Consider the following 12251-nt stretch of genomic DNA (forward strand, 5'->3'; position numbering starts at 1 on the left):
GTGCCGGGCCCCGCGAAGTCCGGGTGGAGGACGAAACGTGTGACGGGTGTGACCAGGACGTGACACCGGGGCGCGGGTGCCCGGCCGTCGCACACGCGCGCGCGTGACTACGATGGGCCCGCCGGTGGCCAGCAGGGGCCGCGCGGCCCACCGACCCTCGGGAAGGCCATGCTGAACAAGTACGCGCGTGCTTTCTTCACGCGTGTTCTCACACCGTTCGCCGCGTTTCTCATCCGCCGCGGGGTGAGTCCCGACACGGTCACGCTCATCGGCACCGCCGGTGTGGTCGCGGGCGCGCTGGTCTTCTATCCCCGTGGTGAGTTCTTCTGGGGCACGGTCGTCATCACGCTGTTCGTCTTCTCCGACCTCGTCGACGGCAACATGGCCCGCCAGCTCGGCCGCTCCAGCCGCTGGGGCGCCTTCCTGGACTCCACGCTGGACCGGGTCGCCGACGGGGCCATCTTCGGCGGCTTCGCCCTCTGGTACGCGGGACAGGGTGACGACAACATCCTGTGCGCCGTGTCGATCTTCTGCCTGGCGAGCGGCCAGGTCGTGTCGTACACCAAGGCCCGCGGCGAGTCGATCGGCCTGCCGGTCGCCGTCAACGGGCTGGTGGAGCGCGCCGAGCGGCTGGTGATCTCGCTGGTCGCGGCCGGTTTCGCGGGCCTGCACAAGTTCGGCGTGCCCGGCATCGACGTGCTGCTGCCGATCGCCCTGTGGATCGTCGCCGTCGGCAGTCTCGTCACGCTGGTCCAGCGCGTCGTCACGGTCCGCCGGGAGTCCGCGGAGGCGGAGGCCGCGGCCGCCGCCTCCGGACCGGAGACGGACGGACACACCTCCCACGGGAGCGAGGCCACCCCGTGAGCGGCGTCCAGGAGCGGCTCACGGACACGCTGTACGGGCTCGGCTGGAGCACCGTCAAGAAGCTTCCCGAGCCCGCCGCCGCCCGCCTCGGCCGCACCATCGCCGATCTCGCCTGGAAGCAGCGCGGCAAGGGCGTCCTCCGGCTGGAGCGCAACTACGCGCGCGTGGTGCCGGGCGCGTCCCCGCAGCGTCTGGCCGAGCTCTCGCGCGCGGGCATGCGGTCCTACCTGCGCTACTGGATGGAGTCGTTCCGGCTGCCCGTGTGGAGCGAGCAGCGCATCAGGGACGGCGTCGAGGTGAAGGGCGTGCACCACCTCACCGACGCCCTGGCGGCCGGCAAGGGCGCCGTCATAGCCCTGCCCCACCTCGCGAACTGGGACCTCGCGGGCGCGTGGGTCACCACCCAGCTGAAGACCCCTTTCACGACGGTGGCCGAGCGCCTCAAGCCGGAGACGCTGTACGACCGGTTCGTCGCCTACCGGGAGAGCCTCGGCATGGAGGTCCTGCCGCACACCGGGGGCTCCGCGTTCGGCACCCTGGCCCGGCGGCTGCGCGACGGCGGCCTGGTCTGTCTGGTCGCCGACCGGGACCTGTCCGCGTCCGGGGTCGAGGTGGACTTCTTCGGCGAGACGGCCCGGATGCCCGCCGGTCCTGCCATGCTCGCCCAGCACACCGGCGCGGCTCTGCTGCCCGTGACGCTCCGGTACGACGACTCGCCCGTGATGCACGCGCGCGTGCACCCGCCGGTCGCGGTACCCGAGTCAGGTACGCGCGCGGAGAAGACGTCTGTCATGACACAGGCGGTGGCCGACGCCTTCGCCACAGGGATCGCCGACCGTCCGGAGGACTGGCACATGCTGCAGCGCCTGTGGGTCGCCGACCTGGAGCCCCGCCCGGAGACGTCCTCGAAGTCGTCCTCGGAGCCGTCGTCGAAGCCGTCGTCCGAGCCGGAGGGTGAGCGGCCATGAGGATCGGCATCGTCTGCCCGTACTCCTGGGACGTCCCCGGCGGCGTCCAGTTCCACATCCGTGATCTGGCCGAGCACCTTCTCGGCCTCGGGCACGAGGTGTCCGTCCTCGCCCCGGCGGACGACGACACCCCCCTGCCGCCGTACGTCGTCTCGGCGGGCCGCGCCGTCCCCGTCCCGTACAACGGTTCGGTAGCCCGGCTGAACTTCGGCTTCCTGTCGGCGGCCCGGGTGCGGCGCTGGCTGCACGAGGGCGCGTTCGACGTGATCCACATCCACGAGCCCGCCTCGCCGTCGCTGGGTCTGCTGGCGTGCTGGGCCGCGCAGGGCCCGATCGTCGCCACGTTCCACACCTCCAACCCGCGCTCCCGGGCGATGATCGCCGCGTATCCGATCCTCCAGCCCGCCCTGGAGAAGATCAGCGCCCGGATCGCGGTGAGCGAGTACGCGCGCCGGACGCTCGTCGAGCACCTGGGCGGTGATGCCGTCGTCATCCCGAACGGCGTCGACGTCGACTTCTTCGCCGCCGCCAAGCCCAACCCCGAGTGGCAGGGCGGGACCCTCGGCTTCATAGGCCGCATCGACGAGCCCCGCAAGGGCCTGCCGGTGCTGATGCGGGCGCTGCCGAAGATCCTCGCCGAACGGCCGGGGACCCGGCTGCTGGTCGCCGGGCGCGGCGACGAGGAGGAGGCCGTCGAGAGCCTGCCGGAGGAGATGCGGTCACGCGTCGAGTTCCTCGGCATGGTCAGCGACGTGGACAAGGCGCGCTTCCTGCGCAGTGTCGATGTGTACGTCGCCCCCAACACCGGCGGCGAGAGCTTCGGGATCATCCTGGTGGAGGCCATGTCGGCGGGTGCGCCGGTGCTCGCCTCCGACCTGGACGCCTTCGCGCAGGTCCTGGACCAGGGCGCCGCGGGGGAGCTGTTCGCCAATGAGGACGCGGACGCGCTGGCCGCCGCGGCCGTACGGCTGCTCGGCGACCCGAAGCGGCGCCAGGAGCTGAGCGAGCGGGGGAGCGCCCACGTCCGGCGCTTCGACTGGTCGACGGTCGGCGCGGACATCCTGTCCGTGTACGAGACGGTCACCGACGGAGCGGCCGCCGTCGCCGCCGACGAACGCACCGGGCTGCGCGCCCGGTTCGGGCTGGCGCGGGACTGAGGGCCGAAGGGGCACGGTGTATGACCGCGGACGACGCGCGGGAGGACGACCGTGCCACTCCCGCCGCATCCGGTCACCCGGGTGCGTGCTGTGCGCCCGCGCGCGGGGAGGCAGCTTCCGTTCTCCCGCTCGCCGCCCCGGGCCGCGCGCGAGCGCCCGGCCCGCCCACGACGCGACGGCCGTGACCCTGCCCGGCGGTGACTTCCGCATGGGAGACGCCTTCGATGAGGGCCACCCCGACGACGCCGAGGGACCCGTCCGCACCGTCACCGTCGAGCCGTTCCGTATCGACGCCACCGCCGTCACCAACGCGCGGTTCGCCGGCTTCGTGCGCGCGACCGGGTACCGCACCGAGGCGGAACGGTACGGCAGCTCGTTCGTGTTCCATCTGCTGCTGCACCCACGCGCGCGGGACTCCGTTCTCGGCGCGGTCGCCGGTGCGCCCTGGTGGCTGGGCGTCGAGGGTGCCTGCTGGAGCGCGCCCGAAGGACCCGGCTCGGACGTCGAGGGGCGCGCGGACCACCTCGTGGTGCACGTGTCGTACCACGACGCGCTCGCGTACTGCGCCTGGGCGGGCGCCCGGCTGCCCACCGAGGCGGAGTGGGAGTACGCGGCCCGCGGGGGCCTGGAGGGCCGCCGTTACCCCTGGGGCGACGACTTCGACGCGGACCGCATGAACATCTGGCAGGGCGACTTCCCGCGCGTGAGCACCCGGCCCGGCGGCGCCACCGGCACCGTCCCCGTGGACGCGTACGGACCCAACGGCTCCGGGCTGTACAACACCTCGGGCAACGTGTGGGAGTGGTGCGCGGACCGCTTCCCCCCGGCCGGTACGGAACGGGTCATCCGCGGCGGCTCGTACCTGTGCCACGCCTCGTACTGCAACCGCTACCGGGTCGCCGCACGATCGCGGAACACCCCCGACTCGTCCACCGGACACGGCGGTTTCCGGTGCGCCTGGGACGTGACGGCGGGTGACGGCACATGACGGGGCCATGACCTCGTACGGGTAGCCTTGCCGCCCGTGAGCGCAACCCTCATCTGGATCCTCGTCGCCCTGGTCGCGATCGGCCTCTACCTGAGCTGGACCGCGGGCCGCCTCGACCGGCTGCACGCCCGGATCGACGCCGCCCGTGCCGCCCTGGACGCGCAACTGCTGCGCCGCGCCTCGGTCGCCCAGGAACTGGCCACCTCCAAGGTTCTCGACCCGGCCGCCTCGATCGTGCTGTACGAGGCGGCCCACGCGGCCCGGCAGGCCGAGGAGGAGCAGCGGGAGGTCGCCGAGAGCGAGCTGAGCCAGGCGCTGCGGGCGGTCCTCGCGGAGCCGGCGCAGGTCGAGGCGGTACGGGAGGCGCCGGGCGGCGAGGAGGCCGCCAAGGAGCTGGCCCAGGCCGTGCGCCGGGTGCCCATGGCGCGCCGCTTCCACAACGACGCCGTACGGGCCGCCCGCGCGCTGCGCCGCCACCGCAAGGTCCGCTGGTTCCGCCTCGCGGGCCACGCACCCTTCCCGATGGCCTTCGAGATGGACGACGAGCCGCCGACGGCACTGGTGGACCGCGCGGGAGCCTGATTCCGGCCCCTCCGGCCTCCGGTCAGGCGTGTCCCGGCCTCCGGGCAGGTGTATTGCGGCATCCTTCCCGGCGCCCGAAAACGAGCCACCGCCTCCTCATTGGCCCTTGCTGTGGCCTGCTCGCCTCACGTTTCCTCGGTGATTGCAGCAACTCCCTCTCACCAAGTGAGGTCGACACCCGTGTCCAGCACGCTTCCGAACCCCGCCCAGTCCCCCGAGACCGGCACCGCGCGCGTGAAGCGCGGCATGGCCGAGCAGCTCAAGGGCGGCGTGATCATGGACGTCGTCACCCCGGAGCAGGCGAAGATCGCCGAGGACGCGGGCGCCGTCGCGGTCATGGCCCTGGAGCGCGTCCCGGCGGACATCCGCAAGGACGGCGGCGTGGCCCGTATGTCGGACCCCGACATGATCGAGGGCATCATCGACGCGGTCTCCATCCCGGTGATGGCCAAGTCCCGCATCGGCCACTTCGTCGAGGCCCAGGTCCTGCAGTCCCTCGGCGTGGACTACATCGACGAGTCCGAGGTCCTCACCCCGGCCGACGAGGTCAACCACTCCGACAAGTGGGCCTTCACCACGCCGTTCGTCTGCGGCGCCACCAACCTGGGCGAGGCTCTGCGTCGCATCGCCGAGGGCGCGGCCATGATTCGCTCCAAGGGTGAGGCCGGTACCGGCAACGTCGTCGAGGCGGTCCGCCACCTGCGCCAGATCAAGAACGAGATCGCCAAGCTCCGCGGCTTCGACAACCACGAGCTGTACGCTGCCGCCAAGGAGCTGCGCGCCCCGTACGAGCTGGTCAAGGAGGTCGCCGAGCTCGGCAAGCTGCCGGTCGTGCTGTTCTCCGCCGGTGGTGTGGCCACCCCGGCCGACGCGGCCCTGATGCGCCAGCTCGGCGCCGAGGGCGTCTTCGTCGGCTCCGGCATCTTCAAGTCCGGCGACCCGGCCAAGCGCGCCGCGGCCATCGTCAAGGCCACCACCTTCTACGACGACCCCAAGATCATCGCGGATGCGTCCCGCAACCTCGGCGAGGCCATGGTCGGCATCAACTGCGACACCCTCCCCGAGACCGAGCGCTACGCCAACCGCGGCTGGTAGGGCACCAGCGGCGACCGGAGGCACCGGAAACACATGAACACCCCCGTCATAGGCGTCCTGGCCCTCCAGGGCGACGTACGGGAGCACCTCATCGCCCTGGCCGCGGCCGACGCCGTGGCCAGGCCGGTGCGGCGCCCCGAAGAACTCGCCGAGGTCGACGGCCTGGTCATCCCCGGCGGCGAATCCACCACCATCTCCAAGCTGGCCGTCCTCTTCGGCGTCATGGAGCCGCTCCGCGCGCGCGTGCGCGACGGCATGCCGGTCTACGGCACCTGCGCGGGCATGATCATGCTCGCCGACAAGATCCTCGACCCGCGCTCCGGCCAGGAGACCGTCGGCGGCATCGACATGATCGTGCGCCGCAACGCCTTCGGCCGGCAGAACGAGTCCTTCGAGGCGGCGGTCGACGTCCAGGGCGTCGAGGGCGATCCTGTGGAGGGCGTCTTCATCCGCGCCCCCTGGGTCGAGTCCGTCGGCGCCGCGGCCGAGGTGCTCGCCGAGCACGACGGCCACATCGTCGCGGTCCGCCAGGGCAACGCGCTCGCCACGTCGTTCCACCCGGAGCTGACGGGCGACCACCGGATGCACGCCCTGTTCGTCGAGATGGTGCGCGCGAACCGGACACCGGAGTCCTTGTAGGATTCCTGCGTCGTTGCAGAGATGGGTTACGCGAAGGAGACAGGCAGATGTCCGGCCACTCTAAATGGGCCACGACGAAGCACAAGAAGGCCGTCATCGATGCCAAGCGCGGCAAGCTCTTCGCGAAGCTGATCAAGAACATCGAGGTCGCGGCGCGGATGGGCGGCGTCGACCTCGAGGGCAACCCGACGCTTTACGACGCCGTGCAGAAGGCGAAGAAGCAGTCGGTCCCGAACAAGAACATCGACTCGGCGATCAAGCGGGGCGGCGGCCTGGAGGCCGGCGGCGCCGACTACGAGACGATCATGTACGAGGGCTACGGCCCCAACGGTGTCGCGGTGCTCATCGAGTGCCTCACCGACAACCGCAACCGCGCCGCCTCCGAGGTCCGCGTCGCGATGACCCGCAACGGCGGCTCCATGGCCGACCCGGGCTCCGTGTCGTACCTGTTCAACCGCAAGGGCGTCGTGATCGTCCCCAAGGGCGAGCTGACCGAGGACGACGTCCTGGGCGCCGTGCTCGACGCGGGCGCCGAGGAGGTCAACGACCTCGGTGAGTCCTTCGAGGTGCTCAGCGAGGCCACCGACCTGGTCGCGGTCCGCACCGCCCTCCAGGAGGCCGGCATCGACTACGACTCCGCCGACGCCAACTTCGTCCCGACCATGCAGATCGAGCTGGACGAGGAGGGCGCCAAGAAGATCTTCAAGCTGATCGACGCCCTGGAGGACAGCGACGACGTGCAGAACGTCTTCGCCAACTTCGACGTCAGCGACGAGGTCATGGCGAAGGTCGACGCGTAACGCATCACACACACCGCGAGGCGCGCGAGCGGCGAGCCGCGAGACGAACGGGCCGACGGGAATCCCCGTCGGTCCGTCGCTTTGTGCTCGTTGTCGGTGGCACCCGATAGCCTGCAGAAACAGGCAATCGGAGGGAGGGGTGCGCGTGCGCGTGCTGGGGGTGGACCCGGGACTGACGCGGTGCGGCGTCGGCGTGGTCGAGGGTGTGGCGGGCAGGCCGCTCACCATGATCGGCGTGGGTGTCGTCCGCACGCCCGCGGACGCGGACCTCGGCCACCGCCTCGTCGCCGTCGAGCAGGGCATCGAGCAGTGGCTGGACGAGCACCGGCCGGACTGCGTAGCCGTGGAACGCGTCTTCAGCCAGCACAACGTCCGCACGGTGATGGGCACCGCCCAGGCCAGCGCCGTCGCCATCCTCTGTGCCTCCCGCCGCGGCATCCCCGTCGCGCTGCACACACCCAGCGAGGTCAAGGCCGCCGTCACCGGCAGCGGCCGCGCGGACAAGGCCCAGGTGGGCGCCATGGTCACCCGTCTGCTGCGGCTGGCGGCACCCCCGAAGCCCGCCGACGCCGCCGACGCCCTCGCCCTCGCCATCTGCCACATCTGGCGCGCCCCCGCCCAGAACAGACTCCAGCAGGCCATGGCCCTGCACGCATCCAGGGCTCCGCACACATCCGGAGCTCCGCAGACATCGCAAGCCCCGCACGCATCGAAAGGCCGGACGGCATGATCGCCTTCGTCAGCGGCACGGTCGCCGCACTCGCTCCCGACGCCGCGGTGATCGAGGTCGGCGGCGTGGGCATGGCCGTCCAGTGCACGCCGAACACCCTGTCCGCGCTCCGCGTCGGGCAGCCCGCCAGACTCGCCACCTCCCTCGTCGTACGGGAGGACTCGCTCACCCTGTACGGGTTTGCCGACGACGACGAGCGCCAGACCTTCGAGCTGCTCCAGACCGCCAGCGGGGTCGGCCCGCGGCTGGCCCAGGCCATGCTCGCCGTGCACACCCCGGACGCCCTGCGCCGCGCGGTCGCGACCGGCGACGAGAAGGCCCTCACCGCGGTCCCCGGCATCGGCAAGAAGGGTGCCCAGAAGCTGCTGCTCGAGCTGAAGGACCGCCTCGGGGAGCCGGTCGGCGCCCCGGCCGTCGGCAGCCCGGTCACCGCCGGCTGGCGCGACCAGCTGCATGCCGCTCTCATCGGACTGGGGTACGCCACCCGGGAGGCCGACGAGGCGGTGGCCGCGGTGGCTCCGCAGGCGGAGGCAGCCGAGGGCACGCCCCAGGTGGGCCGGTTGCTGAAGGCCGCGCTGCAGACGCTCAACAGAGCCCGCTGACGAACGGCGCTCCCGGGAGCTGACCGGAAGGCGCTCACCGAGAACGGCCGGAAACGGCCCCTCGGGCTTCCCGGGCGCGCCATCCGCCCCGTACCACCCACCCGACCGCGACCACCCGCGAGGCACAGCAATGAACTGGGACGACACGACCGACCCGACTGCCGGCGAACGGCCCGTCGGGCCCGCCGGGGAGCGGCTGGTGGGCTCTGTCGCCGACCGTGAGGACCAGGCGGTCGAGGCCGCCCTGCGCCCCAAGGACCTGGACGAGTTCATCGGCCAGGAGAAGGTCCGCGAGCAGCTCGACCTGGTGCTGCGGGCGGCACGCGCACGTGGGGCGACCGCCGACCACGTCCTGCTCTCCGGGGCCCCCGGCCTCGGCAAGACCACCCTCTCGATGATCATCGCGGCCGAGATGGGCGCACCCATCCGCATCACCAGCGGCCCCGCCATCCAGCACGCCGGCGACCTCGCCGCGATCCTCTCCTCCCTCCAGGAGGGCGAGGTCCTCTTCCTCGACGAGATCCACCGCATGTCCCGGCCCGCCGAGGAGATGCTGTACATGGCGATGGAGGACTTCCGCGTCGACGTCATCGTCGGCAAGGGGCCCGGCGCCACCGCGATCCCGCTGGAGCTGCCGCCGTTCACGCTGGTCGGCGCCACCACGCGCGCGGGTCTGCTGCCGCCCCCGCTGCGCGACCGCTTCGGTTTCACCGCGCACATGGAGTTCTACGAGCCCGCCGAGCTGGAGCGGGTCATCCACCGCTCGGCGAACCTGCTGGAGGTGGAGATCACGGCCGAGGGCGCCGGCGAGATCGCCGGCCGCTCCCGCGGCACGCCCCGCATCGCCAACCGGCTGCTGCGCCGCGTACGGGACTACGCGCAGGTCAAGGCCGACGGAGTGATCACCAAGGACATCGCCGCGGCCGCCCTCGCCGTCTACGAGGTCGACTCCCGGGGCCTCGACCGTCTCGACCGCGCGGTGCTGGAGGCGCTGCTGAAGCTGTTCGGCGGCGGACCCGTCGGCCTGTCCACGCTCGCCGTCGCGGTGGGGGAGGAGCGCGAGACCGTCGAGGAGGTCGCCGAGCCCTTCCTCGTCCGTGAGGGACTGCTTGCCCGCACCCCGCGCGGACGGGTCGCGACCCCCGCCGCATGGACGCATCTCGGCCTCACCCCGCCCGGCCGGGCCTCCGGGGGAAACGGACAACAGGACTTGTTCGGGGCGTGACGGCGCGGGACTCGCCGGGGTCAGGAACCCCGGTGCCATGCTGTGCGTTGTTCCCTGCGTGCGGACTCGCTTAGACTCCGCCGATGCCGCCCTTGTCGGCGGCGTTCCTACCCCCAACCATCAGGCCGCTCACCATCGCGGTCGTGCGAAGGAAGTTCCGACCCGTGAGTCTCGTGTCCCTCCTCCCGATCATCGTGCTCATCGGGGCCATGTTCCTGATGACCCGGTCGGCCAAGAAGAAGCAGCAGCAGGCCGTCGACATGCGGAACGCCATGCAGCCAGGTTCCGGCGTCCGCACGATCGGGGGCATGTACGCGACGGTCAAGGAGGTCAACGAGGACACCGTCCTCCTCGACGCCGGACCGGGCGTCGAGCTGCTCTTCGCGAAGAACGCCATCGGGGCCGTCCTCGGCGACGACGAGTACAACCGCATCGTCCACGGCGTCGAGCACGACCTGAAGACCGACGGCACCGTGGTCCCGGACGACGCCTCCTCCCTCACCGGGACCGACGAGCCCGCCGCCGACGCCGCCGACAAGCCCCTCGACCTCAGCAAGAAGGACGAGGCCGAGGAGAGCGCCGTGCAGGACGCCGAGCCGAAGGCCGACGTCGCGGAGCCGAAGAAGACCGACGGCGAGTCCGACGCGAAGTAAGCACGGCCCGGCAGCGCGGCGCGACCCGCTCGCGTCCCGCGTCACCCGGGACGTGCCGTTCCCGCACGGAGTCCCGACACCATGGCACGGCCGTCCGCGCGCCCACCCGGCGCCGGGCGGCCCGAGAGGGAGTACGAGAAGGTGGCAGCACCGAAGAAGGGCCGGAGCGCGAGCGCCCAGAGCAGACCAGGCCGCGCACTGGCTCTCATCCTGATCGCCCTCGTGGCGCTCACCGGGGGAATGTTCCTCTCCGGACACACCACTCCGCGTCTCGGCATCGACCTCGCCGGCGGTACGAGCATCACGCTGACGGCGGTCTCCGAGCCCGGCCAGGCCAACGCGATCAACAAGACCAACATGGACACCGCGGTCGAGATCATGGAGCGCCGTGTCAATGGACTCGGCGTGTCCGAGGCGGAGGTCCAGACCCAGGGTCGCGAGAACATCATCGTCAACATTCCCAAGGGCACCAACTCCGCACAGGCCCGGGAACAGGTCGGCACCACCGCCAAGCTCTACTTCCGCCCGGTCGTCGCCACCGAGGTCTCCGGCACCGACGCGACGGCCAGCCCCAGCGCCAGCCCGAGCGCCGGCTCCAGCGGCAGCGCCTCCCCGAGCGCGTCGCCCTCCGCCGACGAGTCGGCCGCGGACGAGGAGAAGGCCAGCTCGTCGTCCTCCGGCTCCGCGACCCCGTCGGCGAGCGCCACCTCGCAGGGCCGCGCGATCACCGACGGACTCAAGGCCGACGCCACGCCGAGCGGCTCGGCCTCCGCGAGCACCGAAGCCTCCCCGTCCGCGTCCGCGTCGACGAGTGCCGACACCGGCTCCGACGCCGCGACCGCCGACCTCCAGGCGGCGTACACCAAGCTCGACTGCACCAAGGCCGACCAGCGCTCCGAGGCCGGCAAGGGCGTCAAGCCCGAGGACTCGACCCTCGCCTGCGGCCAGAACGCGCAGGGCCAGTGGCAGAAGTACATCCTCGGCCCGGCCGAGGTCGACGGCACCGACGTCGACAAGGCCCAGGCGGTGTTCGACACCCAGAGCGCCGCGGGCTGGAAGGTCACCATGGACTTCACGTCCGGCGGTGCCAAGAAGTTCGCCGACATCACCGGCAAGCTCGCCCAGAACCAGTCCCCGCAGAACCAGTTCGCGATCGTCCTCGACGGTGACGTGGTCTCCGACCCGTACGTCAACCAGTCGATCACCGGTGGCAACGCCGAGATCTCCGGCAGCTTCACCCAGGAGGAGGCCCAGGGCCTCTCCAACATGCTGTCGTACGGCGCGCTCCCGCTCACCTTCAAGGAGTCGAGCGTCACCACCGTCACCGCCGCGCTCGGCGGTGAGCAGCTGCACGCCGGTCTGATCGCCGGCGCCATCGGCCTCGCCCTGGTCGTGATCTACCTGCTCGTCTACTACCGCGGTCTGTCGCTCATCGCGATCGCCTCGCTGCTCGTCTCCGCGGCCCTGACGTACACGATCATGTCGCTGCTCGGCCCGGCCATCGGCTTCGCGCTGAACCTGCCGGCCGTCTGCGGTGCCATCGTCGCCATCGGCATCACCGCCGACTCGTTCATCGTGTACTTCGAACGGGTCCGGGACGAGATCCGCGAGGGCCGCTCGCTGCGCCCCGCCGTCGAGCGGGCCTGGCCGCGTGCCCGGCGCACCATCCTGGTCTCCGACTTCGTGTCGTTCCTCGCCGCGGCGGTGCTCTTCATCGTCACCGTCGGCAAGGTCCAGGGCTTCGCGTTCACGCTGGGTCTGACCACCCTGCTCGACGTGGTCGTGGTCTTCCTCTTCACCAAGCCGCTGCTGACGCTCCTGGCCCGCACGAAGTTCTTCGGAGGCGGCCACAAGTGGTCCGGCCTCGACCCGAAGCGACTCGGTGCCCGGCCTCCGCTGCGCCGCACCCGCCGTCCCGCCGTCCCCGTCGACCCCAAGGAGGCGTGAG

Annotated in this window: 13 protein-coding genes; all 13 read left to right on the top strand. The window is 71.6% G+C overall.

The genetic code is table 11. The annotated features are described in order from the left end of the window. Positions 1 to 168 precede the first annotated feature (168 nt). Positions 169 to 864: a phosphatidylinositol phosphate synthase gene (pgsA, locus tag IE242_RS14290; RefSeq protein ID WP_189859024.1), complete on the top strand. Its 696-nt coding sequence runs from the start codon at positions 169 to 171 to the stop codon at positions 862 to 864. After that, positions 861 to 1832 carry a phosphatidylinositol mannoside acyltransferase gene (locus IE242_RS14295; protein WP_189859026.1) on the top strand — a complete coding sequence of 324 codons (972 nt, stop codon included), beginning with the start codon at positions 861 to 863 and terminating at the stop codon, positions 1830 to 1832. Before pgsA ends, IE242_RS14295 begins: the two co-directional genes overlap by 4 nt. Continuing rightward, complete coding sequence (locus IE242_RS14300) at positions 1829 to 2989, top strand: glycosyltransferase family 4 protein (RefSeq protein ID WP_189859028.1); 1161 nt, start codon at positions 1829 to 1831, stop codon at positions 2987 to 2989. Before IE242_RS14295 ends, IE242_RS14300 begins: the two co-directional genes overlap by 4 nt. A gap of 208 nt (positions 2990 to 3197) precedes the next feature. Next, positions 3198 to 3977, top strand: a complete 780-nt coding sequence (locus tag IE242_RS14305; protein WP_229858941.1) for a formylglycine-generating enzyme family protein — start codon at positions 3198 to 3200, stop codon at positions 3975 to 3977. Positions 3978 to 4013: 36 nt separating this feature from the next. Next, on the top strand, positions 4014 to 4559 hold the full coding sequence (locus IE242_RS14310; protein ID WP_189859030.1) for a LemA family protein: 546 nt from the start codon (positions 4014 to 4016) through the stop codon (positions 4557 to 4559). Between the two features lie 180 nt (positions 4560 to 4739). After that, on the top strand, positions 4740 to 5654 hold the full coding sequence (gene pdxS / locus IE242_RS14315) for a pyridoxal 5'-phosphate synthase lyase subunit PdxS (protein ID WP_189859032.1): 915 nt from the start codon (positions 4740 to 4742) through the stop codon (positions 5652 to 5654). Between the two features lie 33 nt (positions 5655 to 5687). Beyond that, complete coding sequence (gene pdxT / locus IE242_RS14320) at positions 5688 to 6293, top strand: pyridoxal 5'-phosphate synthase glutaminase subunit PdxT (RefSeq protein ID WP_189859034.1); 606 nt, start codon at positions 5688 to 5690, stop codon at positions 6291 to 6293. 47 nt (positions 6294 to 6340) lie between these two features. Further along, the gene (locus tag IE242_RS14325; RefSeq protein WP_030577268.1) at positions 6341 to 7093 is read left to right on the top strand and encodes a YebC/PmpR family DNA-binding transcriptional regulator; all 753 of its coding nucleotides are present in this window, start codon (positions 6341 to 6343) and stop codon (positions 7091 to 7093) included. Between the two features lie 145 nt (positions 7094 to 7238). Next, positions 7239 to 7823 (top strand): crossover junction endodeoxyribonuclease RuvC, encoded by a 585-nt coding sequence (ruvC, locus tag IE242_RS14330; protein WP_189859036.1) that lies wholly within the window; start codon positions 7239 to 7241, stop codon positions 7821 to 7823. Continuing rightward, positions 7820 to 8425 carry a Holliday junction branch migration protein RuvA gene (ruvA, locus tag IE242_RS14335; RefSeq protein WP_189859038.1) on the top strand — a complete coding sequence of 202 codons (606 nt, stop codon included), beginning with the start codon at positions 7820 to 7822 and terminating at the stop codon, positions 8423 to 8425. Before ruvC ends, ruvA begins: the two co-directional genes overlap by 4 nt. Before the next feature lie 130 nt (positions 8426 to 8555). Next, entirely contained in the window at positions 8556 to 9650 is a 1095-nt protein-coding gene (gene ruvB, locus IE242_RS14340) for a Holliday junction branch migration DNA helicase RuvB (protein ID WP_189859041.1), read from the top strand. Between the two features lie 164 nt (positions 9651 to 9814). After that, on the top strand, positions 9815 to 10303 hold the full coding sequence (yajC, locus tag IE242_RS14345; RefSeq protein ID WP_189859043.1) for a preprotein translocase subunit YajC: 489 nt from the start codon (positions 9815 to 9817) through the stop codon (positions 10301 to 10303). A 141-nt stretch (positions 10304 to 10444) separates the two neighbouring features. After that, positions 10445 to 12250 (top strand): protein translocase subunit SecD, encoded by a 1806-nt coding sequence (secD, locus tag IE242_RS14350; RefSeq protein ID WP_189859045.1) that lies wholly within the window; start codon positions 10445 to 10447, stop codon positions 12248 to 12250. Position 12251 lies beyond the last annotated feature (1 nt).

This window comes from Streptomyces poonensis (assembly GCF_014650915.1).
Classification (GTDB): Bacteria; Actinomycetota; Actinomycetes; order Streptomycetales; family Streptomycetaceae; genus Streptomyces; species Streptomyces poonensis.

What these genes read in the sequence shown, in the direction of transcription:
- pgsA (WP_189859024.1), top strand. Translation starts at nt 169, where the DNA reads ATGCTGAACAAGTACGCGCGTGCTTTCTTCACGCGTGTTCTCACACCG.
- IE242_RS14300 (WP_189859028.1), top strand. Translation starts at nt 1,829, where the DNA reads ATGAGGATCGGCATCGTCTGCCCGTACTCCTGGGACGTCCCCGGCGGC.
- IE242_RS14305 (WP_229858941.1), top strand. Translation starts at nt 3,198, where the DNA reads ATGGGAGACGCCTTCGATGAGGGCCACCCCGACGACGCCGAGGGACCC.
- pdxT (WP_189859034.1), top strand. Translation starts at nt 5,688, where the DNA reads ATGAACACCCCCGTCATAGGCGTCCTGGCCCTCCAGGGCGACGTACGG.
- IE242_RS14325 (WP_030577268.1), top strand. Translation starts at nt 6,341, where the DNA reads ATGTCCGGCCACTCTAAATGGGCCACGACGAAGCACAAGAAGGCCGTC.
- ruvA (WP_189859038.1), top strand. Translation starts at nt 7,820, where the DNA reads ATGATCGCCTTCGTCAGCGGCACGGTCGCCGCACTCGCTCCCGACGCC.
- ruvB (WP_189859041.1), top strand. Translation starts at nt 8,556, where the DNA reads ATGAACTGGGACGACACGACCGACCCGACTGCCGGCGAACGGCCCGTC.